Here is a 23,930-nt window from a genome sequence, read left to right as displayed (position 1 = left end):
GCCCGAGGCGGCCACCGCTGCGCGCTGCGCCCCGTGACGAACACCGCGCCCCGTCCCGGCGGGGCGCGATGTTCGGAGCGGGGTGCGGACGCGGGCCGATGCGCTCGGCGGACCCCGGCGCGCCCGCGCACGTTCGAACCATGGAGACGACGTCGAACCAGGTCGCGGCCCTGGCTCGATGTCCGGAACGTGGTTCGACGTCGGCACCCGCCGGCAGCCGGCACCCGCCGGCAGCCGGCACCCGCCGAGCAGGCACGACACCGGTGGGTCGCGCGCGCCTCCGGCGCCGAGCAGGCACGACACCGGTGGGTCGCGCGCGCCCAGCACGGCGCGCGACCACGCCCCGGGAACGACGAAAGCCCGGCGAACGGATCGCCGGGCTTGCGGTAGCGAGGGCGGGACTTGAACCCGCGACCCCACGATTATGAGTCGTGTGCTCTAACCAACTGAGCTACCCCGCCAAGGATCCGGCGCGACTGCCGCGCCGGGTCGGAGCCCCGAGTCAGGATTGAACTGACGACCCCTTCCTTACCATGGAAGTGCTCTACCACTGAGCTATCGGGGCATGTGCCGCTCGGCGGCACCACACGAGGATAGCAGACCCGCGACGGTGGTCAGGAACCGGGCGTGACGCCCGGGCGTGCCGCGCGGAACCGCTAGTTCGCGTTCGCCTTGAGCCACGCCAGCGGGTCCACCGGGACGCCGTCCACGTGGACCTCGAGGTGCAGGTGCGGGCCCGTCGAGTTGCCCGTGCTGCCCACCAGGCCGAGCTCGTCGCCGACCTCGACCTGCTGGCCCTTGACGACCTTGAAGGAGTTGTCCTCCATGTGGCCGTAGACGCTGACGAACTGCTTGCCGTCGACGTCGTGCTCGACCCAGACGTCGTTGCCGAAGCCACCGTCGTTCGCCTGCACCTTGATGACCGTGCCACCGGCGATGACCCGGATCGGGGTGCCCTCGCCCGGCGCGAAGTCGACGCCCATGTGGTTCGTGGAGCAGAACGAGCACCCCTCGACCTGGCGTCCGCCGAACCCGGAGGTGATCGGGACGCCCGTGAGGAACGGCCACTGGATCGTGCCGTTCGGGTCGTTCGTGAAGCTCGAGGCGTCGACGTTCTTGTACTGCGTGGCCGAGGACACCGAGTACTGGTCGCGGTTCGTCTCGGCGTCGGCCGCACCCGCACCGACGCTGAGGGACTGCGTCGCACCGGACACCGAGGTCCGCGCGGACGACGAGCCGGGCTCCGGCGTGTAGAGCGCCTGGGCCGGCAGGGACGTCGAGACGACGAGGCCCGCGACGAAGAGCAGGGCACCGACGGCGGTCACGCGCGAGGCAGCTCGCCGGAACGACGCCCCCTGCGTCCGCGTGTGCGGGACGGTCGACGGTGCAGCAGCCACGGCGGGCCGGGTGGACCGGTCCGTCCGGGCGATGTGCCGGGTGGCGCGGTCGACGTGGGGTGCGACGGGAGCCGCGGCGCGCGCGGGGCGACGGGACGCCGGCACCTGGCCGAGCACACGTCGGGTGCCGGCGGCGGAGCGGACGGTCGCCGCGACCGCGGGCCCCGCGGCCACGACCGGCGACGATGGTGCCGGCGGCGTCACGGGCGAGGCCGTCGACGCGGGCATGGCCGGCGACGCCGGCGCGAGGTCGATGGGCGACACCGGAGCGGCCGGCGTCGCGGGTGTCCCCGGCGTGACGAGCTCGTCGAAGGCCGGCTCGGCGAGCGCGGGCCGGGAGGCGCTGCTCGCCTCCGCCACGACCGTCGCGTGCTCGACGTCGGCCGGCACTCCCCCCGCCGTCGCCGCCGCCCGTTCCGCCTCGATGCGGGCCCGTCGGGTCAGGTGGACGACCGGTGCGGGAGCGTCCGCTGGGCCGTCGGTGTGCACGGGCGAGAGGGGAGAATGGGGCATGTGTTCGGCGTGGATCCTGATCGGGGCGATGTGCGCTCGTTGGTAACGAGCAGATAACGGGACCCGAGAACGGTAGCAGGACGCCTACCGTGTCGCCAGTCCTCGCCCGGACCACACGGCTCCCCCAGAGTGAGGGGACGGGGTGTTCACGCCCCGAGCACGGACTCCTCGAGCCGCTGGAGGAGCGCCGCGAGCTCGTCCACGACGGCGGGTGCGGCGAAGAGGAACGACCGCGTCCCGCCGGCCTCCCAGATGCGGGTCTCGGCCCCGGCCTCGCGCGCGACGATCGAACCGGCGGCCATGTCCCACGGGTTGATCCCCCGCTCGTAGTACGCGTCCACCGTGCCCGCCCCGACTGCGCAGCAATCGAGCGACGCCGCTCCCCCGCGGCGGATGTCGCGCACCTCGCCGATGAGTCCGGCGAGCACCCCGACCTGCTGCCGGCGACGCTCGGCGGTGTACCCGAACCCGGTGGCGACGAGCGTCTCGGCGAGTGACGTCGGTGCGCCGACACGGAGCGGTGCACCGTCCCGCGTGGCGCCCTCACCCACGGCGGCGCGGTGGACGACGCCGGTGGCGGGTGCGACGACCACGCCGGCGATCGGCTCCCAGCTGGTCGGGTCGGCCGGGCCGCGGACGACGCCGATGCTCACCCCGTACTCGGCGCTGCCGTAGAGGTAGTTGACGGTCCCGTCGATCGGGTCCACGACCCAGGTGACCCCGGAGGTCCCGGAGCCGGTGCCGGACTCCTCCCCGAAGAAGGCGTCGTCGGGCCGGGCCGTCGCGATCCGCGCCCGGATGAGCGCCTCGACCTCGCGGTCCGCCGCGGTCACCACGTCGACGACGCTCGACTTCCGGTCGGCGACCTCGACCCCCTCGGCCCTGCGGCGAGCGGCGAGCGCTGCTGCTTCGCGGGCGATGGACTCGGCGAGGTCGGCGAACCGGGCGGGGGTGAGGTCGGAGGGCATGCGACCATCCTCGCGGAAACGGAACGGCCCCGTCCGATGTGGACGGGGCCGTTCCGATGGTGGCAAGTGAGGGATTCGAACCCCCGAAGGCTACGCCGGCTGATTTACAGTCAGATCCCTTTGGCCGCTTGGGTAACTTGCCGTGTGCGCTCCCAGCCGGTGTGGTCACCAACCGGAGGCGCGCAAGAAAGCATAGCCGATCCGGGACCGTGCTCGTGACCACCGCAGGCCGGTCCGTGGGTGCCGAACCGCGCCTCCCGTCCGCCGATAGGCTGTCCCGCATGGCAGACAGCTCCTTCGACGTGGTCAGCAAGGTCGACAAGATGGAGGCGGAGAACGCCCTCAACCAGGCTTCCAAGGAGATCGAACAACGGTACGACTTCAAGGGTGCCGACGCGTCGATCGCCTTCAGCGGCGAGGACGTCCTCATCAAGGCGAACTCCGAGGAGCGCGCCAAGGCCGTCCTCGACGTCCTCCAGAGCAAGGCGATCAAGCGCAACATCAGCCTGAAGAGCCTCGACGCCGGTGACCCCTACCCGTCCGGCAAGGAGTACCGCATCGAGGTGAAGTTCAAGAACGGCATCGAGCAGGACGTCGCGAAGAAGATCGGCGCCTTCCTCCGGGCCAACGCCCCGAAGAGCGTGAAGAACCAGATCCAGGGCGACGAACTGCGCGTCTCCTCGAAGAGCCGCGACGACCTGCAGAACACGATCCAGCTCCTCAAGGGTGAAGAGTTCGACGTGCCGCTGCAATTCATCAACTTCCGCTGATCCGCCGACCGTCGTCGTGGAGCACTGGCTCAGCGTCCTGATCACGGTCCTCCTCGTCCTGTTGGACCTGGCGATCCGCGTCTTCTCGATCATCTACGTCCCGATCAACCGCAAGCCGCAGACCGCGACGGCCTGGCTCCTGGCGATCTTCCTCATCCCCTACATCGGGTTCATCGTCTTCCTGGTCATCGGGTCGACGAAGCTCCCGCACGCCCGGCGTGAGAAGCAGACCGAGATCAACGCGTACATCCTCGAGCAGACCGAGGGGATCGAGCGCGTGCGGCGGGACCACCCGTGGCCGGCCTGGCTGGACAGCGTCACCCGTCTGAACCGCGAGCTGGGCGCCATGCCCCTCGTCGGCGGCAACTCCGCGGAGCTCTACCCCGACTACGACGAGTCCATCGCCGAGATGACCCGGGCGATCGACGAGTCCCGGCGGTTCGTGCACGTCGAGTTCTACATCGCGACGCTCGACGACACCACGCGGCCGTTCTTCGAGGCACTCGCCCGGGCCCAGGCCCGCGGCGTCACCGTGCGCTTCCTGCTCGACCATTGGGCGAGCCGGGGCTACCCGGGCTACAAGGACACCCTCGCGTTCATGGACCGCGCCGGCATCGAGTGGCACCTCATGCTGCCGCTCCTGCCGTTGCAGGGGAAGTTCCAACGCCCCGACCTGCGGAACCACCGCAAGATCATGGTCATCGACGGCCGGGTGGCGTTCACCGGGTCGCAGAACCTCATCGACAAGTCGTACGACCTCAAGTCCCACATCGACAAGGGCATGCAGTACAAGGACCTCTTCGCCCGGTTCGAGGGGCCGGTGGTCGCCGGGTTGAACGCGCTGTTCGTGACCGACTGGTACAGCGAGACCGACGAACTGCTCCTCCGCGAGAGCGATCCCGTGCAGCGGGCCGACCGCGGCGACGCACTCGACTGCCAGGTCGTGCCGTCCGGCCCCGGGTTCGACGGCGAGAACAACCTGCGCCTCTTCAACGCGCTGCTCTACTCGGCGCAGCAGAAGGTGTCGATCACCTCGCCGTACTTCGTGCCGGACGACTCGATGCTCTACGCCATCACCACCACGGCGCAGCGCGGGGTCGAGGTCGAGCTCTTCGTCGGCGAGATGGGCGACCACGCGATGACGTGGCACGCACAGCGCTCCTACTACGAGGGGCTGCTCCGGGCCGGCGTGAAGATCTGGCTGTACCGCGCGCCGACGATCCTGCACGCGAAGCACTTCACGATCGACGACGACGTGGCCGTCATCGGGTCGAGCAACATGGACATGCGGTCGTTCAGCCTCAACCTCGAGGTCTCGGTCATGGTGCGGGGCAGCCGGTTCGTGGACGCCCTGCGCGAGGTCCAGGCCGCCTACAAGGAGCACAGCTTCGAGCTGACGCTGGACGCGTGGGAGGACCGGCCGCGGCGGTCGAAGGTGCTCGACAACGTCGCGCGGCTCACGGCGGCGCTGCAGTAGCGGGCGGGCCAGGAGGCGCGGGTCGGCCCCGGCGCGGGGGCGCGGGGCGCGGCTGGGGCGCGGGGCGCGGCTTGGGCGCGGGGGCGTCTCGCGCCCAGCACGGTGCGAGTTTGTTCGGCCGGTGCGCCGATGACCGCACCGTGCGGAGCTACAACGCCGCACCGAGCGATCGCCCGGGCACGGGATCGCCGAACCCGCACCGTGCGGAGTTGGACACCCCGTGCGAGGTCGGCCAAGCCGTGCGCCGGTGACCGCACCGTGCGGGGCTACAACGCCGCACCGAGCCACCGACGGGGCACCGGATCGCCGGAGCCGCACCGTGCGGAGTCGACCAGCCCGTGCGAGGTCGACCAAGCCGTGCGCCGTTGACCGCACCGTGCGGAGCTACAACGCACCACCGAGCGATCGCCGGGGCACGGGATCGCTGAAGCAGCACCGTGCGGAGTCGACCAGCCCGTGCGAGGTCGACCAAGCCATGCGCCGGTGACCGCACCGTGCGGAGTCGACCAGCCGGTGCGAGGTCGGCCACGCCGTGCGCCGGTGACCGCACCGTGCGGAGTCGACCAGCCGGTGCGAGGTCGACCAAGCCGTGCGCCGGTGACCGCGCCGTGCGGAGCTACAACGCCGCACCGGGCAACCGACGGCGCACCGGATCGCCGAAGCCGCACCGTGCGGAGCTGGCCACCGCGTGCGAGGTCGGCCGCCAGCGCGGCCGGTCAGCGCGGCTCGGGCACCATGCGGGTGAGCCGGGCGGTCAGACGTTCAAGGGGGCCACGCCCGAAGAACCGCCGCCAGAACATCGCGAACAGGACCGAGCCGATCGCGAACCACCCCCACGCGGCCGCTGACTCCGGGTACTCGGGCAGCGCCGCGAGCACGACGAGGTGCCCCGCGTACACCGTGAGCGGCATCGACCCGACCGCCGCCAGCGGGTACCCCATGCGGCGCACGACCTCACCCCGACCGTCGAACACGAGCGTGCAGAGCGCGATGACGGCCACGGCCACCCCCGCGGTGCCCACCACGTCGACGATCGACGACGAGTGGTCCCGGGGCGACAGGAACAGCTGCGCGGCGGCCTCGGCGGCGGTGCTCCCCTCCCCCGCGTACGGCACACCGGGGAATGCGAACCCGGCATCGGCGGGCACCGGCGCGACCGCGTTGCCGACCAGGTACGCGACGACGGCCGCCACCGTGCCGGACGCGAGGACGACCACCTGGGTGCGCCGCGCCTCCAGTCCTGCCCTGGCGAGGGCAAGACCGACCAGGACGTACGCCAGGAAGGTGACCACGGGGTAGACGAGGCCGAGCTGGACCTCCCAGGTGCCCGCGCCGGCGTAGAGCGGGGCGATGCCGATCGCGACCACCGGCGAGGCCACGGCGCACACCGCGGCGAGCACGAGCAGCCAGCGGGCGCGGACCCGGAGCACCGGGACGGCGAGCAGGAACAGGACGCCGTAGGTGGGGAGGATCACGTAGACCGGGGTCCCCAGGGCCATCAGGAGCAGCCCGACGGCGACGACCACGACCGCGCGGACAGCGAGCCTGGCGCGGACGCGGCCGATCCTCGGCGGGCCGGGCGGTGCGGTCCGACCGCTCGTCAGGCCGATCGAGACGCCGGCGAGCACGGCGAAGAGCGACGAGGACCGGCCGTGTGCGACGGCCGCCCAGGTGCCGGGGTCGGACCAGTCGACCTGGTCGGCGATCCCGCCGACGTGGGTCGCCATCATCCCGAGGAGCGCCAGCGCGCGCGCGACGTCGACACCGTCGAGCCGGACCCCGGACGCGGACACGCCCCGCAGCGCGGTGGGCGGTGCGGGGCGTGCGGTCGTCATGGCGTGCGCGTCGTGCCGGTCAGCTCGTCGCCGAGCCCGTGCGCGCGTCGACGCGACCGAGGGACACGTCGACCATCTCGTCGCGCGGGACGACCTTGATGCGCTCGCGACCCTCGGGTGCACCCAGGGCGAGCTCGTGGGCGTCGAGGTTGTGCCAGCCGTCGAGGTCGGTGTACTCGACACCGCGCTCGGCGAGCAGCGCCGGGATGGCGCCCTCGGACGGGTCGGCGGGCGTCCACCAGCTCGCCTGGTCGTTCACGATGTGCTGCACGGTCTCCATCGCATCGGACTTGGTGTGGCCGATGAGCCCGACCGGTCCACGCTTGATCCAGCCCGTCGCGTAGACCCCCGGGATCTGCTGGTTGTCGTCGCCGAGGACCTGGCCCTCGTGGTTCGGGATGACGCCGTGCCGCTCGTCGAACGGGACGCCGGGCAGGGGCGATCCGAAGTAGCCGACCGCGCGGTAGACCGCCTGGACCGGGATCTCGCGGACCTCGCCGGTGCCCTCGACGCCGCCCTGGCCGTTGGGCCGGGTGCGCTCGTAGCGGATCGCGGTGACGAACCCGTCCTCCCCGACGATCTCGAGGGGCTTCGCGTAGAAGTGCAGGTGCAGCCGGCGGCTCGCCTGGCCCGTCTCGCGGGTGCGCCACTGCTCGAGCACGCGGTTCATCACCATGACCTGCTTGTTCGTGGCGATGGCGGTCTTCGAGGCCTCGTCGTGGTCGAAGTCCTCGTCGTAGACGATCATGTCGACGTCGCGGAGTTCGCCCAGCTCGCGGAGCTCGAGCGGCGTGAACTTCACCTGCGCCGGACCGCGGCGACCGAAGACGTGCACGTCCGTGACCGGGGACGCCTTGAGGCCCTCGTACACGTTCGCGGGGATCTCGGTCGGCAGCAGGTCGTCGGCGTGCTTGGCGAGGATGCGCGAGACGTCGAGGGCGACGTTGCCGTTGCCGATGACCGCGACGCTCGAGGCGGTGAGCGGCCAGGTGCGCGGGACGTCGGGGTGCCCGTCGAACCAGCTGACGAACTCGGCGGCCCCGTAGGACCCGTCGAGCTCGACCCCGGGGACGTCGAGATCGGCGTCCTTGATCGCGCCGGTCGAGAACACGACCGCGTGGTAGTGCTGCTTGAGGTCGTCGAGGGTGATGTCCTCGCCGAAGCGGACGTTGCCGAACAGGCGGACGACACCGCGGTCGAGCACGTCACGCAGGGCGTTGATGATCCCCTTGATGCGCGGGTGGTCCGGGGCGACGCCGTAGCGGACCAGACCGTAGGGGGCCGGCAGCTGCTCGAACAGGTCGATCGACACGTCGTGGCCGTGGGCCTCGCGCAGCAGGATGTCGGCGGCGTAGATGCCAGCGGGGCCTGCGCCGACGATGGCGACTCGGAGGGTGGGCACTGATCGTCTCCAGTTCGTTCGGGTGCGGTGCTCCCGAGGTGGTCGAGGGGGTCGAGGGGCGGGGCCGTCGGCCACCGCGGTGGTGCCGCGCTAGCGGCTGCGTTCGACGACGGACTCGGCGAAGCGGACGAGGGCCCGCTTGACCGTGCCGTCCGGCAGGGGTTCGAGGGCGTCGACGGCGTCCATCGCCCAGCGGACCGCGACGGCGCGCGTGGCGGCGGTGGCCTCGTGTTCGCGCAGTGCCGCCACCGCCGACAGGTACGGCGTCGAGTCGACGACGTCGTCCGGCGCGGCGTTCACGTCACGCTCGATGCGCTCGAGCAGGTCCACCGCGTCGGGCGCACCGGTCGCGGCGAGCCGCTTGAGCTGCAGGAGCGGGAGGGTGTCCACGCCGGCACGCAGGTCGTTGCCGGCGATCTTGCCGGTCTTGTCCTTCGCGGGGGCGAGGTCGATCACGTCGTCCACGAGCTGGAACGCCACGCCGACCTTCTCGCCGAAGGTGCCGACGGCGTCGAGGTACGCGCGGTCCGCTCCGGAGAACATGACGCCGGCGCGGGCGGCCGTCGCGATCAGGGAGCCGGTCTTGTCGCTGAGCACCTGGATGTAGTGCTCGACCGGGTCGTCCTCGGGCTGCGGGCCGGTCGTCTCGTGGAGCTGGCCCATGCAGAGCCGCTGGAAGGTCTCGGCCTGCATCCGGATGCCCTCGGTGCCGAGGTCCGCCGTGATGAGGCTGGCGCGCGCGAACAGCAGGTCGCCCGTCAGGATCGCCACGTTGTTGCCGTAGGTCACGTGCGCAGCGGGGACGCCGCGCCGGACCGGCGCCTCGTCCATCACGTCGTCGTGGTACAGCGACGCCAGGTGCGTCGTCTCGATGCTCACGGCGGCCTTGACGACCGCGTCCGTGACGCCGTCGCCGAGCTGGGCGATGAGGAGCGTCAGCGTCGGACGGATCCGCTTGCCACCCGCCGACAGCAGGTACCGGCTCGTGGTGTCGGCGAGGGTGTCGGTGGAGCGCATGGCGTCCTCGAGCCCCCGCTCGACGAGCTCGAGACCGTCGTCGACCGCGGCGATGAACCGGCGTTCCGCGGGCGTTGCGAACAGTCGCTCGCCGATGCCCAGCGATGCGCGGAGACTCGGTGCGCGACGTGCGACCGGGACGCTCGGATTCAAGTGCTGCTCCGTGTTCGGGGGTGGAGGGACCGGTCAGGCGTCGGTCGGGTCGACGCTCGGCTGCTCACCGGTGTGCTGGTGCGCACGACGGGCCTTGGCGCGTCGTGCGACGGATTCACGGACCTCGCCCGCGACCGGCTTGCGACCACGGTGCAGTGCGACGATACCCGCCGTGAGGTTCCGGTAGGCGACGACCGAGAACCCGACGCCGCGCAGCCACTGGCTGAGGACCTGCTGGTCGGGCCACGCCTCGATCGACTCGGCCAGGTAGCGGTAGGCCGCCGGGTTGCTGCTGGACAGCCGGGCCACGCCCGGGAGCACGCGCTTGAGGTACGTGCCGTACCCGAAGCGGAGCAGCGCCAGCGGGGGCGTGGAGAACTCGCAGATGACGACGCGGCCGCCGGGCTTCAGGACCCGGAGCATCTCGCCGAGGGCCTGCATCGGGTCGTTGACGTTGCGCAGCCCGAAGGAGATCGTCACGGCGTCGAAGGTGTCGTCGTCGAAGGGCAGCTGCTCGGCGTTGCCCTCGACGAAGGTGATCTCGGGGTGGCGTTCACGACCGACGGCGATCATGCCGGCGGAGAGGTCGAGCGCCGTGACGTCGGCGCCCTTCTTCGCGAACGCCGCCGCACTCGTGCCGGTCCCCGCGGCGATGTCCAGCACCTTCTCGCCGGGCTGGGGATCGACCGCGCGGACCGTCGCGACACGCCACAGCGGAGCGTTGCCCGCCGAGAGGATGTCGTTCGTGAGGTCGTACTTCGCGGCGACGTCGTCGAACATGGCCGCCACCTCGTCCGGCCGCTTGTTCAGGTCCGCTCTGCTCACCCACAACATCCTAGAGGTCGCGCCCGGACGTTCCCCGCGTGGCGCGTACGATCGGTGGCGTGACCCGAACCACCACGGCGGCCCCACCGCTGACGGTCTCGACCCGGATCCTCGACGATCCGGGCGCCGTCCTCCGCCACACCCTCCGGGACAGCCCGCTCGCGTTCGTCCGGAACGGCGACGGCATCGTCGGGATCGGCGAGGCGGTGCGGTGGACGTTCAGCGGCCCGGACCGGATGCGCGAGGCCTCGGCGGCGTGGCGGTCGCTCGTGCAGGAGGCCGTCGTCGACGACCCCGTGCAGCTGCGCGGCACCGGACTCGTCGCCTTCGGGTCCTTCGCCTTCGCCGACGACTCGGCCGAGACGAGCGTGCTCATCGTCCCGCGCGTCGTGATCGGTCGGCGCCGTGGGAAGGCCTGGCTCACCGCCGTCGACACCACGCTCGCCCCGGAGCCCCTCGCCTTCACCCGCACCTCGGTGCCGGTCCCGCACGTCGGGCCGCACGTGTCCGTGACGCTCGGCCCGGGCGCCGTCGACGAGGACGCCTACGCCGCGAAGGTCGCCGACGCAGTCCGCCGGATCGCGGCCGGCGACGCCGAGAAGGTGGTGCTCGCGCGCGACCTCGTCGGGACGCTGCCCGACGGAGCCGATCGCCGGGCGATCCTGCTCGACCTCGCCGAGGCGTACCCGCAGTGCGTCACGTTCGCCGTCGACGGGATCATCGGTGCCACACCGGAGACCCTCGCCCGGACCGACGGCACCAGGCTCTCGGCTCGCGTGCTCGCCGGCAGCGCGGCGCGCGGCACCGACCCGGTGTCCGACCGGGCCGCCGCCGAGGCCCTCGCCGCGAGCACGAAGGACGTCGAGGAGCACCGGTTCGCCATCCAGAGCCTGCTCGCCGCGCTCGCCCCGATCGCGTCCGAGCTGCGCGCCGACCCGGAGCCGTTCCGGTTGCAGCTGCCGAACCTGTGGCACCTCGCGACCGACGTGCAGGCCACGCTGCCCGTCGGGACGACCTCGCTCGACGTCGCGGACGCCCTGCACCCGACGGCCGCCGTCGCCGGGACCCCGACCGACGTGGCCGTCCGGCTCGTCGCCGAGCTCGAGGGGGTCGATCGCGGGCGCTACGCCGGACCGGTCGGCTGGCTCGGCGCGAACGGTGACGGCGAGTGGATGCTCGCCCTCCGGAGCGCACGGATCACCGAGGACGGCACCGTGCGGGCATGGGCGGGCGCGGGGATCGTCGCGGGATCCGACCCGGCCCGCGAGGTCGCCGAGACGACCCTGAAGTTCCGCCCGGTCACCGACGCACTCGCCTAGTCGGGCCAGGAGGCGCGGTGCCGGCCCGGCACGTCGGCCGCCGCTCGACGCGGTGCCGGTCCGACAGGTCCGCTCAGTCGGCCAACGGCACCTCGATGACGACGCGCTCGGCGGGGTCCGTCAGCACCCGCTCGAGGTCGCCCCAGGTCTCGGCACGCCGGTAGGTCCACCCGAGCCCGGTCACCACCGGTTCGACGTCGACGTGCTGCGGGGTGGTCATCATCCGGCGCATGTCGGCCTCCGGCGTGGTCGCCGCGACCTCGAGCCCGCGGAAGATCGCTCCCCCGCCGTCGTTCCCGACGACGACCTGCACGCGGTGCCGGTGCTCCTCGGTGCCGGTGACGAGCGCCCCGAGGTCGTGCAGGAGCGTCAGGTCGCCGAGCAGCACACGGGTGGTGCCGACCGAGGCCGTGGACCGTTCGAGGGCGGCGGCGATCCCCAGCGCGGTCGAGATCGTCCCGTCGATGCCCGCCAGCCCCCGGTTCGCGTGCACCCGGATCGCCTTGCCCGGGACGTGCCCGTCGGCGGCGCGGATGATCTGCGAGGCGCCGAGCACCAGGCGGTCGTGCGGCCAGGTCGCACCCCAGACGGCGTCCGCGAGCATCGTGCGGTCGACCGCGCGGCGGCGGAGCGCCACCTCGTCGCGGAGGAACTTGTTCCGCTCGGCACGGTCGCTGGACCGCTTGGCGTCGAGGTCGGGTCCGGCGTCGCCCCCGCCGAGCAGCGCGCGGCTCGCGGAGACCCACCGGCCGACCCACGCACGGTGCTCCGGCCGGGTGCGGCCCGTCACGCGGACGTCGGACACGACGGTGGTCGCGGCGTCCGGCCGGGAGGCGCGGGCCGGGTCGTACGGGTCGGCCCCCGGTCCGCGGACCACGAACGTCTCGACGTCGGCGCGCTGCAGGAGGGCCGGGACCTCGCGGCTGAGGGTGGGGTGCCCGAGCACGACCGCGCGGCGGACCGCGCCGCCGAAGTCCGGGTCGCCGAGGAGCGCACGGTAGGCGACGACGAGGTTCCGCCCGAACCGCGCACCGCTCGACACCTCGGCGATGAGCGGCGCACCGAGCTCCCAGGCGATCCGTTCGGCGTCCGCCCCGGCGTCGTGCCCGGCGATGACGATGGTCGCGGGCTCGTCGTCCGGCCAGAGGTCGACCACGGGCAGACCCGTGTGCACCCGCCGGGTGGCGAAGGCGAGGTCGACCTCGTCGTCGGGCACCGGCTGGACCGCCCCCTCGCCGAGCCCGGCGGAGAGCGGCTCGCGGAACGCGACGTTGAGCTGCACCGGACCGGGCTGCCCCGTGTGCCCGGCGGCCGCGGCGACCACCTCGCGCACGAGTCCCCGGACGGCGTCCGCGTCGACACCGGCGGCGGTCGGCGCCTCGACGTCGCGGACGACCGTGACGGCCGGTCCGAAGAGTCCGGGCTGGACGGTGGTCTGGTTGCTGCCGATCCCGCGGAGTTCGCCGGGCCGGTCCGCGCTCACGACGATCATCGGCACCCCGGAGTGGTGCGCCTCGAGCACCGCGGGGTGCAGGTTCGCGACCGCCGTGCCCGAGGTCGTGACGACGGCAGCGGGACGACCGGACTCGACGGCGAGCCCGAGCGCGAAGAACCCGGCCGTGCGCTCGTCGAGCCGGACGTGCACGGTGGTGCCGCCGACCCGCTCGAGCGCGACGGCGGCGAGTGCGAGCGCCTGCGACCGGGAGCCGGGGCTCACCACGACGTCGGTCACACCGGCCCGGGCGAGCTCGGTCAGGAGCGCGACGGAGAAGTCGGTCGCGGGGCTGCCGGACCCCGCTGGACCGTCAGCGATCGGCGCGGCCGTCGTCGTCGCGGCGGTGACGGTCGGCGCGTCGTTCCCGCTCGCGGAACTGCTGTTCGAGGTCTCGGAGGGTCTCGTCGTCCTGGTCCTTGTCCGTGCGGTGCTGATCGGGGCCGCTGGGGCCGCCGAGGAAGTCCGGGTCGTCTTCGGGTCCACGGTACCCGGAGCCGCCGCCGGGACGGGTCGCCGGTGCCCGGCCGAGCAGGAACCAGAGGACGCCGCCGAGCACGGGCAGCACGATGACGAGGAGGACCCAGACGCCACGGCTGAGGGAACGGACACGTTCCCGGGGCATCGTGGCGCAGTCGATGGCCGCGTACACCGTGAACGCCACGGCGGCGACGACGACGATCAGCCACAGTCGGATCATGGCCGGGAGTCTAGGTCGGCAGCCTGTGGGGTCCCTGCCGGTTGCGCTTCCGTAGACTTGCGCAGGTGAAAGCGTGGCTCGTGTACACCCTGGCCCGCCTCGGCATCTTCGCCGCGGTGCTGGCACTGCTCCTGCTCCTGACGCCGATGACGGCGGCCTGGGCGACGATCGTCGCTGCGCTCGTGGCCCTGCTCATCTCGTACATCGCCCTGCCGAAGCTGCGCGGTCGCGTGACGGAGAGCCTGGCGAACCGCCGCCCGGCCCCGGAGCACGACGTCGACTCCGACTTCGAGGACGACTTCGTCGACGCGGCGGACACCGACCTACCGACCGGGCAGGCGGTCTCCGACGCCGACCGTCACGCGGCGCGCCGCGAGCACCGCGAGGGCTGATCCCCGCGGGCTACGGCTGCACGGCGAGCGTGATGCCGAGCACCACGCCGAACACCAGCGACGCGAACGACGAGAGCTGCAGTGCCGTGATGAGTTCCCGCGGCTTCCGCGACGACACCCCGATCGCGAGCGCCGGCAGGGCGAGCAGCAGCGAGAAGTACGTGAAGCCGGTGCGGAAGTAGAGCAGCACGAACCAGAGCAGCACCACGTAGGGCAGCATCAGGAACAGGCCGTAGAGCACGCGTGCGACGGGCCGCCCGACCACGACCGCGAGGGTGCGCTTGCCGGCGAGCTGGTCCTCGTCGATGTCGCGGATGTTGTTCACCATGAGCACCGCGCAGGCGAAGAACCCGGCGGCGATCGCTGCCGCCCAGCCGCTCGGGGTGACCTGGTCGATGAGCACGAACTGGGTGCCGAGCACGGCGACCAGGCCGAAGAAGACGAACACGAAGACCTCGCCGAGGGCGTTGTACCCGTAGGGCTTCTTGCCACCGGTATAGAACCAGGCCGCGACGATGGCGGCGGCGCCGACGAGCAGGAGCCACCACAGCCCGGTGAGCAGCACGATGACGATCCCGGCGACGGCGGCGAGTCCGAAGAACGTCAGCGCGACGGTCAGCACGGTGCGGGGCTTCGCGAGCCCGGCACCCGTGAGTCGGGCCGGTCCGACGCGGAACTCGTCGGTGCCGCGCACCCCGTCGGAGTAGTCGTTGCTGTAGTTCACGCCGATCTGCAGGAAGAGGGCGACGAGCAGCGCGAGGATCGCGACCGGGAGGTGGTGGTCCTTGGCGATCCAGTCGCCGAAGTCACCCGCCTCGCCGCTGTCGACGAACCCGACGGTCGTGCCGAGCACCACGGGGACGACGCCGAGCGTCAGGGTGCGCAGACGTGCCCCGCCGATCCAGTCGCGGGCGGTCGCCCGGCGCTTCGTGCGCTGGGGTGCCGCGGCCTTCGCCGGGTTGCCGGAGCGGTTCCTGGACCGGTTCGTGTTCTTCGTGCGTGCCACGACCGTCCATGGTATCGGCGTCGGCCGTGCGTCCGGCACGTCGGTCCAGGAGGAACGGATCGCGCTCGGCGGTCGACCCGCGTCGGTCAGTGGGTGGGGTCGGCGATCGCCCGGATGGCCCGTCGGTCCGGCTTGCCGGACGCGAGCATCGGCAGGCGCTCGACGACGACGACCTCGGCCGGCCGCGCCGCACGCCCGAGGGCGTCGCCGACGGCGCGGCGGACGGCGTCGAGGTCGAGCGGCCGGTCGGTCACGACGACGGGCACCTCGCCCCACTCCCCCGAGGCCCGACGGGTCACGACGGCCTGTTCCTGCCCGTCGAGGCCGCGCACGATCCGCTCGACGGCGCCGAGCGGGACCTTCTCGCCGCCCGAGATCACGACGTCGTCGAGCCTGCCGAGCACGCGGACGACGCCGTCGACGAGCTCGGCGGCGTCCCCCGTCCGGTACCAGCGGTGTCCGTCCCGCTCGGTGAAGGTCCGGGCGGTGCGCGCGTCGTCGCCCAGGTAGCCGTCGGCGAGCATCGGCCCGGACAGCAGCAGCTCGCCGTCGTCGAGGTCGGTGCGGACGGTGCCGAACGGGACCCCGTCGTAGACGCACCCGCCGCTCGTCTCGCTCGCGCCGTACGTCGTCACGATCGGGATGCCTGCGGACCGGGCACGGTCGCGGAGGGTCGGCGGTGTCGCCTGCCCGCCGACGAGGACGGCGTCGAAGCCGGCGAGGGCTCCGGTGGCCCGGTCGTCGTCGAGGATCCGGGCGAGCTGCACCGGGACGAGCGAGGTGTAGCGACGCGGGGCAGAGGGGCCGGTGGCGAGCCGGTCGGCGGCGTCCGCGAACGCCGCCGCCGTGAAGTGCCCGCCGGCGACGACGACGGGCGACGTCCCCGCGGTGATCGAGCGGGTCAGGACGTTGAGCCCCGCGATGTAGTGCACGGGCAGTGCGAGCACCCAGCCGCCCGGGCCGCCGAGCGCCGCGTCCGCGGCGGCGGCCCCGGCGAGGAGCGCCTCCGACGACAGCGCCACCCGCTTGCCGGTCCCGGTGGACCCGCTCGTCTCGACGACCAGCGCGACCCGCTGCGGGACGGTGGCCGGAGCCGGTGTCGGCAGCGCCGGGGCGCCGTCCGCGACCGGGAGCAGGGCGGGGCCGCCGGCGAGTGCCGCCTCCAGGCCGCGCAGCACGGCCGACGGGTCCGACGTGCCGGTCGCGACCAGCGGACGGGTCATCAGTAGTGCCAGGGGAACGCGGTCCACTCGGGGGCGCGCTTCTCGAGGAAGGAGTCGCGGCCCTCGACGGCCTCGTCGGTGCCGTAGGCGAGGCGCGTGGCCTCGCCGGCGAAGACCTGCTGCCCGACCATGCCGTCGTCGACGGCGTTGAAGGCGTACTTCAGCATCCGGATCGCGGTCGGCGACTTGCCGAGGACGATCTCGCCCCAGCGGATCGCCTCGCGCTCGAGGTCCGCGTGCGGGACGACGGCGTTCACGGCACCCATCTCGTACGCACGCTGGGCCGAGTACTCCTGGGCGAGGAAGAAGACCTCACGCGCGAACTTCTGGCCGATCTGCTTGGCGTAGTAGGCGCTGCCGTACCCGCCGTCGAACGACCCGACGTCGGCGTCGGTCTGCTTGAACCGGCCGTGCTCGGCGCTCGCGATCGTGAGGTCGCAGATCGCGTGCAGCGAGTGGCCGCCGCCGGCCGCCCAACCCGGGACGACGGCGATGACGACCTTGGGCATCATCCGGATGAGCCGCTGGACCTCGAGGATGTGCAGCCGTCCCATCGACGCCTCGGCCGCGGCCGGGTCGACACCCTCGGGCGGAGCGCCCTCGTCACCGACGTACTGGTAGCCGCTGCGCCCGCGGATCCGCTGGTCGCCGCCGGAGCAGAACGCCCAGCCGCCGTCCTTCGGGCTCGGGCCGTTGCCGGTGAGCAGGACGACGCCGACGCGGGGGTCCTGCCGGGCGTCGTCGAGCGCGCGGTACAGCTCGTCGACGGTGCGCGGGCGGAAGGCGTTCCGCACCTCGGGCCGGTCGAAGGCCACCCGGACGATCCCCTTCGAGACGTGCTTGTGGTACGTGATGTCGGTGAACCGCTCCGCGATCGGAGCCGCGGTCCAGACGTCGGGGTCGAACAGGTCGGAGACTTCGGCAGCCATGCCCCAACGCTACCGCCGCGGGCTACAGCCCCGTGCCGCTGGTGGCGGCCGAACCGCCCATGTCGGTGAGCAGCTCCGGCGCCACGATCACGAGCAGCACGATGAGGATCACCGGGTTCGCGAAGAACGCCACGACGACCCCGACGGCGCCGTACCAGCGACCGAACGACCCGACCGCCGCCACGAAACCGAGCACGGCCGCGATGAGCGTGAGGAACACCACGACGAAGCAGATGCCGAACGCGAAGTCGGTGTCGCCGCCCATGAAGACCGCGAACGCACTCGCGTCGACCGCGGCCGAGACGACCGCGAGTCCCAGGGCGATCTTGCCGACCACCGGGTTGCGGCGCTTCCGCGCTCCCTGGGCCTGCTGCCGGACGTCGACCGTGTTGCGCTGCATGAGCCGGGCGAACTCGCCGGTGTCACGACCGGGTGCGTCGGCCCGCGCCGCGGAGGGTGCTGCGGATCGCTGCGACACACGCTGCTGCGGTTCCCGCGCCACAGGCCCTCCCTCGTCCTCGGTGCTCGTCCTGGCTGCTGCCGACCGTGGCCGACCGATGCATGCTAGTGCGCGGTGCTGGCGGTCCCCTCCGAGGAACCGTGGGGTGCCCTGGGTGCTCCTGGGATGATGGCCAGGTGCTCCCCGACCTCGCCGACCTCCGATCCGACGCGCACGTGGTCGCCCTGCCGATGCGGGTGCGGTTCCGCGGCATCACGGTGCGCGAGGCACTGGTCCTGCGGGGCCCGGCGGGCTGGACCGAGTTCTCGCCCTTCGTCGAGTACGACGACACCGAGGCCGCGGCGTGGCTGCGGGCGGCCGTCGACTTCGGCTGGTCCGAGCACGACCCCGCCGCGGACAGCGTGCCGGTGAACGCGACGGTGCCGGCGATCGCACCGGACGCCGTCGCGGACCTGCTCGCGCGGTACCCGGGCTGCAGGACCGCCAAGGTCAAGGTCGCCGAGCCCGGCACGACGATCGACGACGACGTGGCCCGGGTGGCCGAGGTCCGTCGGGTGATGGGTCCCTCCGCCGCGGTCCGGGTCGACGCGAACGGCCTCTGGAGCGTCGACCAGGCCGTCGAGGCCCTCGAACGCCTCGCGCCCCTCGACCTGCAGTACGCCGAGCAGCCGTGCCGGACCGTGCCGGAGCTCGCCCGGCTCCGGGAGCGGATCGCGGGCCTCGGCGTGCCGATCGCCGCCGACGAGAGCGTCCGCCGCGCCTCCGACCCGCTCGCCGTCGCCCGTGCCGGTGCCGCCGACGTCCTCGTCGTGAAGGCGCAGCCCCTCGGCGGGATCACCGCTGCCCACGCGATCGTCGCCGACGCCGGGCTGCCCTGCGTGGTGTCGAGTGCGCTCGACACGTCCGTCGGGCTCGGGATGGGCGCGTTCCTCGCGGCACGTGCGATGTCGCCCGGGTACGCCGCCGGGCTCGGCACCGCGGCCATGTTCACCTCGGACGTCACGACCACGCCGCTGCTGCCGGTCGGTGGTCGCGTGCCGGTGCGGCGGGCGGACGTCTCGCCAGAGCTGCTCGACCGGAACGCCGCGTCGCCGGAACGGACCGACTGGTGGTTCCGACGGCTCGAGCGGGTGCACGCCGTGCTCGCCGCCGCGTGACCGGACGACGGAGGGGCGGCGGGGTGCCTGCTGGCACCGCGCCTCCCGTCCGCACGTGGTCGCGTCAGCGACCGGTGGTGATCAGAGCCCCGAGTAGCTGTGCAGGCCCTTGAAGAAGACGTTGACGACGGAGAAGTTGAACATCACCGCGGCGAAGCCGATGAGGGCCAGCCACGACGAGCGCGCACCGCGCCAGCCGCGGGTCGCCCGCGCGTGGATGTACCCGGCGTAGACCACCCAGATGATGAAGGTCCAGACCTCCTTGGTGTCCCACCCCCAGTACCGTCCCCAGGCTCGCTCGGCCCAGATCGCACCGGCGATGAGCGTGAAGGTCCAGAGGACGAAGCCGACGAGCAGGACGCGGTAGGTGAGGACCTCGAGGCGGTCGGCGTCCGGCAGCGTCTCCATGAAGCGGAGCTTGCCCGAGGCGGTGCGGCCCTGCCGGTACGTCTGCACGAGCTGCGCCACGGCGAGGCCGGCACCGAGGGCGAAGAAGCCCGTGCCGGCGATGGCCACGAACACGTGGATGACGAGCCAGTACGACTGCAGCGCGGGCTGCAGCGGGACCACGGGCACCCAGTAGTTCACGGTCGCGATGCCGAGCAGGATGATCGTCAGGCCGGTGATGAAGACGCCGAGGAACTTGAGGTTCTGCCAGAACTGCACGAGCAGGAAGATCAGGACGATCAGCGCCGTGCCGGTCAGCGAGAACTCGAACATGTTGCCCCACGGCACACGGTCGGCCGCGATGCCGCGCAGGACGACCGAGGCGACGTGCAGCACCAGCGCGAGGATCGTCATCGCCATGCCGACGCGCTCGAACTTCGTGCCGCGACGACCGGACGGTGCATCGGTGGTCGCGACCTTCTCGAGGACGACGGTGCCGCCCTGGACGGTCGCGACGGTCCGCTCCGCCTGGACCGCGGGGGCGCTGCTCGACGCGTCGGACGCCGCCGCCACGTTGCCGGCCCGCTTGGCCATGTCGAGGGCGAACGCGATGAACGCGATGACGTAGACCGCCATCGCGGAGTACGTCAGCACGACCGAGTAGGTCGCGAGGTTCGTGGTCATGTCGTTCACTGGGGCATCCTAACTCCGAGGTCCGACGTGTGGCGCTGGGCGATGTCCGCCACGGCACGTTCGAGGTTCGGGTCCTCGCCGCGGGCGAGGCCCGCGTACTCGAGGTCGAAGCCCGGTTCGACGCCGTCGCCCGCGCGGCGCTCCACGACCTTGACCCAGACCCGGCGACGCGGGACGAACAGCGAGGTGAGCAGGCCGAGCACGGACAGGACCGCGAACCCGCCGACCCACAGCTGCGACGGGTCGTGGTGGACGTCGAGCGACACGTAGCGCTTCACGCCGTCGAACGTGATCGAGCCGGCTCCGTCCGGCAGCGTCTTGGTCTGCCCGGGCTTGAGCTCGACGCTCGCGGTCGTGGACTGCCGACCCGCGATCTGCTGCAGGCCGCTGGTGTCGAGCGTGTAGACGCTCTGCGGGACGCCGTCGTTCAAGCCGAGGTCACCCGTGTAGACCTGCAGGGTCAGCAGCGGGTTCTGGTCGTCGGGGTACGCGCTGGCGTAGGCGCCCGTCGAGAGCTTCGAGGCCGTCGGGTAGAAGAAGCCGACCATGCCGAGCTGGTCCGGCTTCGAGTCGGGGACCTTGATGACGCCGGTCGAGGTGTAGTTCGCGTCCTCCGGCAGGAACGGCACGGTGTCCTTGAAGGCCACGTTGCCGTCGCCGTCGCGCACCGTCACGTCCATCGCGTAGCCGTTGCCCAGCAGGTAGACGTTCGTGCCGCCGACGCTCACCGGGTCGTTGACGCCGAGGCGACTGGTCTTCTTCGCGCCGCCCTTCTGCTGGGTCGTCACGGTGGCGGAGTAGTCGAGCGCCTGCCCGAGGGCGTCGAGGTTCCGCTCCTCGTACTTCGTGACGAACTTGTCGAGCGTGAAGTTGTAGCCCTGCAGGTCGGTCTGCCGGAACCAGCGACCGGGGTTGAACGAGTCGTACGAGCCGAGCACGTTCGAGAACGTCTGCCCCTCGACCAGGAGGCGCTGACCGGTGTAGCCGAAGCCGCCGCCGACGCCCACCGCGAGCAGCACCCCGACGAGCGCCGCGTGGAACACCAGGTTGCCGGTCTCGCGCAGGTACCCGCGCTCGGCGCTCACCGAGTCGCCGAACCGTTCGACGCGGTAGCCGGAACGCTTGAGGATCGCCATCGCGCGGGTGACGGCGTGCTCCGGGGTGACACCGTCGCCGTCGACGGCGACCGAGCGGTAGCCGGCCAGACGGCTCAGACGGACCGGGGTCTTCGGCGGGCGGGTGCGGAGCGCCTGCCAATGGTGCTTCGTGCGCGGGACGATGCACCCGATCAGGGAGACGAAGAGCAGCAGGTAGATCGCCGAGAACCACACCGAGGTGTAGGTGTCGAAGACCTGCAGCTTGTCGAGCACCGGGAAGAGCTGCGGGTGGTCGGACTTGTACTGCACGACGCCGTTGGGGTCGGCCGTGCGCTGCGGGACGAGCGAGCCCGGGATGGCCGCGAGGGCGAGCAGCATGAGCAGGAAGAGCGCCGTGCGCATGCTCGTGAGCTGTCGCCAGAAGAAGCGGAGGTACCCGAGCGGTCCGAGCTTCGGCTGGTTCACCCCGGCGTCGCCCGAGCCACCTGCGGCGGCCTCGGGGCCGGACCCGTCGACGTGGTCCGACGGTCGCTGCGGGTCCGCCGAGGTGTCGGTGGCGTCGATGTCGGCTTCGGGCCGCGACGACGCTCCGGCGTCGATGTCGGGTTCGGGCCGCGACGACGCTCCGGCGTCGATGTCGGGTTCGGGCCGCGACGACGCCCCCGCGTCGGGGGACGGTTCAGACTGCCGGGACAAAGGTCTGGATCACCGCCCCGACGCTCGACATGACGGCCGACCAGATGCCGGTGACCATGAGCAGACCGATGACGATCAGGATCGCTCCTCCGATGATGTTGACGATGCGCATGTGGCGCTTCACGACGCGGATCGCGCCCGTGGCCCACCCGGCGCCGAGCGCGACGAGGACGAACGGGATGCCGAGCCCGAGGCAGTACGCGACGCCGAGCCACATGCCCTGCCAGGCACTGCCCGACTGCACGCTCAGCAGGTTGATCGCGGCGAGGGTCGGGCCGAGGCACGGCGTCCATCCGAGGCCGAAGACGATGCCGAGCAACGGCGCGCCGACGAGCCCGGTCGCGGGGGTCCAGCCGGGCTTGATCGTGCGCTGCAGGAACGTGAAACGCCCGACGAACACGAGACCCATCGCGATCACGACGACGCCGAGGACCTGCGTGATGAGGTCACGCCATCGCACGAGCCAGAAGCCGAGCGCGCCGAAGACCGTCGTGTACGCCACGAAGACCGCGGTGAAGCCGAGGATGAACAGCAGCACCCCGAGCACGACACGACCCCGCCGCTGCCCGCCCTCGGCGACGCCGCCGACGTAGCCGAGGTACCCCGGCACGAGGGGCAGTACGCACGGGGACAGGAACGACACGAGGCCGGCGAGGGCCGCGACGGGGAGCGCCACGGCCATCTGCCCGCTGAGGATCGCGTCGGCGAAGGGGTTGCTGGACACGGGTCAGGAGGCCTTGCCCGACAACTCGTCGGAGACGAGCGTGTTGAGGATGCCCGGGCCGTCGACCGCACCGAGCACACGCGCGGCGACGCGGCCCTGCTTGTCGAGGACGATCGTCGCGGGGACCGCGTTCGGGGCGATCTGCCCGGAGAGCGCGAGCTGCATGGTGCCGGTCTGCTGGTCGAGCACGGTCGGGTAGTCGACCTTGAAGGTGCGCTCGAACGCCTCGGCGGTGCCCTGCTCGTCGCGCACGTTCACGCCGATGAACTGGACGTCCTTGCCCTGGAACTGGTCGTGGACCGTGTTGAGGTACTTGGCCTCGGCTCGGCACGGCGGGCAGCCGGCGTACCAGAAGTTCAGGACGACGACCTTGCCCTTGAGCTCCTTGGAGGACAGGGTCTGGCCGTCGATGTCCTTCGCGCGGAAGTCCACCGCGTCGGTGCGCTTGTCGGTGGCGACCTCGGTCACCGCGCCGTTGCCCGAGATGTAGTTCTGGGTCGTCCCGCTGCCGTACTGCTTCGACAGCGAGTCGTTGTCGGACGAGCACCCCGTGAGGACGAGGGCTGCCGCGACCGCCGTCGCCGCGAGGGCCGCGAGCCGCTTCCTGCTGCTGATCACACTGCTCCTTCGTCGATCGCGGTCGCGCGCAACGCCTGCGCCGGATCCGCGTACCCGACCTCGGTGAACCGACCGGACGAGGTGGCGGGCACACGCTCGACGGTGGTGATGCTCGAGAGGTCGCAGCGTCGCTTCCTCGGGTCGTGCCAGAGCTGCTCGCCGGCGAGGCGCCGGTGCACCATCCAGATCGGCAGCTGGTGGCTGACGAGGACGACGTCGCCCTCGTCGACGCTCTCCCACGCCGTCGCGATCGCGGCGACCATGCGGTTCGCGATGGACTCGTACGCCTCGCCCCAGCTCGGCCGGAACGGGTTCGCGATCCACGGCCACTCGGCCGGACGCGCCAACGAGCGCTTCGTGAAGCCCGGGGGCTGACCCTCGTACCGGTTCGTCGGCTCGATGAGCCGCTCGTCGAGGGCGACGTCGAGCCCGTAGGCCTCGGCCCAGGGCGCCGCGGACTCCTGCGTGCGCTGCAGGGGCGACGCGACGATGCGGCGGACGTCGACACCGGCGTCCTTCCACGCGATCGCGGAGGCGCTGGCCATCTGCTTGCCGAGGTCGCTCAGTCCGAAACCGGGGAGTCGCCCGTAGAGCACACGGTCCGGGTTGTGCACCTCGCCGTGACGGACGAGGTGGATTCGGGTCGCGGGCATGGATTCCAGTGTAGGTCGCCCAGCCGT

At 72.1% G+C, this 23,930-nt stretch carries 22 protein-coding genes and 3 tRNA genes; 5 read left to right on the top strand and 20 right to left on the bottom strand.

Annotated features, from left to right (window positions below; translation table 11 throughout):
* Nucleotides 1-387: 387 nt before the first annotated feature.
* The 5 genes from ACNQOV_RS12045 to ACNQOV_RS12025 form a co-directional block, all read right to left on the bottom strand.
* Nucleotides 388-461: transfer RNA gene (locus tag ACNQOV_RS12045), tRNA-Met, on the bottom strand.
* A 32-nt stretch (nt 462-493) separates the two neighbouring features.
* Nucleotides 494-565: transfer RNA gene (locus ACNQOV_RS12040), tRNA-Thr, on the bottom strand.
* 91 nt (nt 566-656) lie between these two features.
* Nucleotides 657-1,910 carry a peptidoglycan DD-metalloendopeptidase family protein gene (locus ACNQOV_RS12035; RefSeq protein ID WP_416394680.1) on the bottom strand — a complete coding sequence of 418 codons (1,254 nt, stop codon included), beginning with the start codon at nt 1,908-1,910 and terminating at the stop codon, nt 657-659.
* Nucleotides 1,911-2,056: 146 nt separating this feature from the next.
* Nucleotides 2,057-2,878 (bottom strand): inositol monophosphatase family protein, encoded by an 822-nt coding sequence (locus tag ACNQOV_RS12030; protein WP_416394678.1) that lies wholly within the window; start codon nt 2,876-2,878, stop codon nt 2,057-2,059.
* Nucleotides 2,879-2,935: 57 nt separating this feature from the next.
* Nucleotides 2,936-3,020, bottom strand: a tRNA-Tyr gene (locus ACNQOV_RS12025).
* A gap of 139 nt (nt 3,021-3,159) precedes the next feature.
* Here ACNQOV_RS12025 and ACNQOV_RS12020 point away from each other — a divergent pair.
* Both ACNQOV_RS12020 and cls read left to right on the top strand, forming a co-directional pair.
* Nucleotides 3,160-3,648, top strand: coding sequence for a YajQ family cyclic di-GMP-binding protein (locus ACNQOV_RS12020; RefSeq protein ID WP_416394676.1), 489 nt, complete (start codon nt 3,160-3,162; stop codon nt 3,646-3,648).
* Between the two features lie 16 nt (nt 3,649-3,664).
* The gene (gene cls / locus ACNQOV_RS12015; RefSeq protein ID WP_402269283.1) at nt 3,665-5,125 is read left to right on the top strand and encodes a cardiolipin synthase; all 1,461 of its coding nucleotides are present in this window, start codon (nt 3,665-3,667) and stop codon (nt 5,123-5,125) included.
* Nucleotides 5,126-5,841: 716 nt separating this feature from the next.
* On the opposite strand, the gene ACNQOV_RS12010 is transcribed toward cls, so the two are convergent.
* The 4 genes from ACNQOV_RS12010 to ACNQOV_RS11995 form a co-directional block, all read right to left on the bottom strand.
* Nucleotides 5,842-6,960 (bottom strand): heparan-alpha-glucosaminide N-acetyltransferase domain-containing protein, encoded by a 1,119-nt coding sequence (locus tag ACNQOV_RS12010; RefSeq protein ID WP_416394674.1) that lies wholly within the window; start codon nt 6,958-6,960, stop codon nt 5,842-5,844.
* Nucleotides 6,961-6,979: 19 nt separating this feature from the next.
* Nucleotides 6,980-8,362, bottom strand: coding sequence for an FAD-dependent oxidoreductase (locus ACNQOV_RS12005; protein WP_416394672.1), 1,383 nt, complete (start codon nt 8,360-8,362; stop codon nt 6,980-6,982).
* Between the two features lie 90 nt (nt 8,363-8,452).
* Nucleotides 8,453-9,532: a polyprenyl synthetase family protein gene (locus tag ACNQOV_RS12000; RefSeq protein WP_416394670.1), complete on the bottom strand. Its 1,080-nt coding sequence runs from the start codon at nt 9,530-9,532 to the stop codon at nt 8,453-8,455.
* 33 nt (nt 9,533-9,565) lie between these two features.
* Nucleotides 9,566-10,357 carry a demethylmenaquinone methyltransferase gene (locus ACNQOV_RS11995; protein ID WP_402269276.1) on the bottom strand — a complete coding sequence of 264 codons (792 nt, stop codon included), beginning with the start codon at nt 10,355-10,357 and terminating at the stop codon, nt 9,566-9,568.
* 59 nt (nt 10,358-10,416) lie between these two features.
* Between ACNQOV_RS11995 and ACNQOV_RS11990 the strand changes: the two genes are divergently transcribed.
* The gene (locus ACNQOV_RS11990; RefSeq protein WP_031261816.1) at nt 10,417-11,676 is read left to right on the top strand and encodes an isochorismate synthase; all 1,260 of its coding nucleotides are present in this window, start codon (nt 10,417-10,419) and stop codon (nt 11,674-11,676) included.
* A gap of 73 nt (nt 11,677-11,749) precedes the next feature.
* Here ACNQOV_RS11990 and menD read toward each other — a convergent pair whose 3' ends face one another.
* Together menD and ACNQOV_RS11980 are read right to left on the bottom strand one after the other, a co-directional pair.
* Complete coding sequence (gene menD / locus ACNQOV_RS11985; protein ID WP_416394687.1) at nt 11,750-13,489, bottom strand: 2-succinyl-5-enolpyruvyl-6-hydroxy-3-cyclohexene-1-carboxylic-acid synthase; 1,740 nt, start codon at nt 13,487-13,489, stop codon at nt 11,750-11,752.
* Nucleotides 13,482-13,868, bottom strand: a complete 387-nt coding sequence (locus tag ACNQOV_RS11980) for a PLDc N-terminal domain-containing protein (RefSeq protein ID WP_416394668.1) — start codon at nt 13,866-13,868, stop codon at nt 13,482-13,484. The genes menD and ACNQOV_RS11980 overlap by 8 nt, the downstream gene beginning before the upstream one ends.
* Nucleotides 13,869-13,933: 65 nt before the next feature.
* On the opposite strand from ACNQOV_RS11980, the gene ACNQOV_RS11975 reads away from it, so the two are divergent.
* Nucleotides 13,934-14,260: a DUF4229 domain-containing protein gene (locus ACNQOV_RS11975; RefSeq protein WP_022907203.1), complete on the top strand. Its 327-nt coding sequence runs from the start codon at nt 13,934-13,936 to the stop codon at nt 14,258-14,260.
* A 10-nt stretch (nt 14,261-14,270) separates the two neighbouring features.
* Here the strand turns inward: ACNQOV_RS11975 and ACNQOV_RS11970 are convergent, their stop codons facing one another.
* From ACNQOV_RS11970 to ACNQOV_RS11955, 4 genes are all read right to left on the bottom strand, one after another.
* Nucleotides 14,271-15,266: a 1,4-dihydroxy-2-naphthoate polyprenyltransferase gene (locus ACNQOV_RS11970; protein WP_416394666.1), complete on the bottom strand. Its 996-nt coding sequence runs from the start codon at nt 15,264-15,266 to the stop codon at nt 14,271-14,273.
* 86 nt (nt 15,267-15,352) lie between these two features.
* Entirely contained in the window at nt 15,353-16,489 is a 1,137-nt protein-coding gene (locus tag ACNQOV_RS11965) for an AMP-binding protein (protein ID WP_416394664.1), read from the bottom strand.
* Complete coding sequence (locus tag ACNQOV_RS11960; RefSeq protein ID WP_022907206.1) at nt 16,489-17,418, bottom strand: 1,4-dihydroxy-2-naphthoyl-CoA synthase; 930 nt, start codon at nt 17,416-17,418, stop codon at nt 16,489-16,491. Before ACNQOV_RS11960 ends, ACNQOV_RS11965 begins: the two co-directional genes overlap by 1 nt.
* Nucleotides 17,419-17,440: 22 nt before the next feature.
* Nucleotides 17,441-17,920: a hypothetical protein gene (locus ACNQOV_RS11955; RefSeq protein WP_416394662.1), complete on the bottom strand. Its 480-nt coding sequence runs from the start codon at nt 17,918-17,920 to the stop codon at nt 17,441-17,443.
* Nucleotides 17,921-18,054: 134 nt separating this feature from the next.
* On the opposite strand from ACNQOV_RS11955, the gene ACNQOV_RS11950 reads away from it, so the two are divergent.
* Nucleotides 18,055-19,035 (top strand): o-succinylbenzoate synthase, encoded by a 981-nt coding sequence (locus tag ACNQOV_RS11950; RefSeq protein WP_416394660.1) that lies wholly within the window; start codon nt 18,055-18,057, stop codon nt 19,033-19,035.
* An 81-nt stretch (nt 19,036-19,116) separates the two neighbouring features.
* On the opposite strand, the gene ccsB is transcribed toward ACNQOV_RS11950, so the two are convergent.
* From ccsB to ACNQOV_RS11925, 5 genes are all read right to left on the bottom strand, one after another.
* Nucleotides 19,117-20,106 (bottom strand): c-type cytochrome biogenesis protein CcsB, encoded by a 990-nt coding sequence (gene ccsB / locus ACNQOV_RS11945; protein ID WP_031262425.1) that lies wholly within the window; start codon nt 20,104-20,106, stop codon nt 19,117-19,119.
* A gap of 5 nt (nt 20,107-20,111) precedes the next feature.
* Nucleotides 20,112-21,776, bottom strand: a complete 1,665-nt coding sequence (resB, locus tag ACNQOV_RS11940) for a cytochrome c biogenesis protein ResB (protein ID WP_402269315.1) — start codon at nt 21,774-21,776, stop codon at nt 20,112-20,114.
* 115 nt (nt 21,777-21,891) lie between these two features.
* Nucleotides 21,892-22,590: a cytochrome c biogenesis CcdA family protein gene (locus tag ACNQOV_RS11935; protein WP_402269313.1), complete on the bottom strand. Its 699-nt coding sequence runs from the start codon at nt 22,588-22,590 to the stop codon at nt 21,892-21,894.
* Nucleotides 22,591-22,635: 45 nt separating this feature from the next.
* The gene (locus ACNQOV_RS11930) at nt 22,636-23,250 is read right to left on the bottom strand and encodes a TlpA family protein disulfide reductase (RefSeq protein WP_022908134.1); all 615 of its coding nucleotides are present in this window, start codon (nt 23,248-23,250) and stop codon (nt 22,636-22,638) included.
* Nucleotides 23,247-23,903, bottom strand: coding sequence for a histidine phosphatase family protein (locus tag ACNQOV_RS11925; RefSeq protein WP_022908133.1), 657 nt, complete (start codon nt 23,901-23,903; stop codon nt 23,247-23,249). Before ACNQOV_RS11925 ends, ACNQOV_RS11930 begins: the two co-directional genes overlap by 4 nt.
* Nucleotides 23,904-23,930 lie beyond the last annotated feature (27 nt).

The sequence above is a fragment of the Curtobacterium sp. LFS084 genome, from assembly GCF_047977705.1.
Taxonomy (GTDB): domain Bacteria; phylum Actinomycetota; class Actinomycetes; order Actinomycetales; family Microbacteriaceae; genus Curtobacterium.
This window is presented reverse-complemented; position numbering and strand designations above follow the sequence as displayed.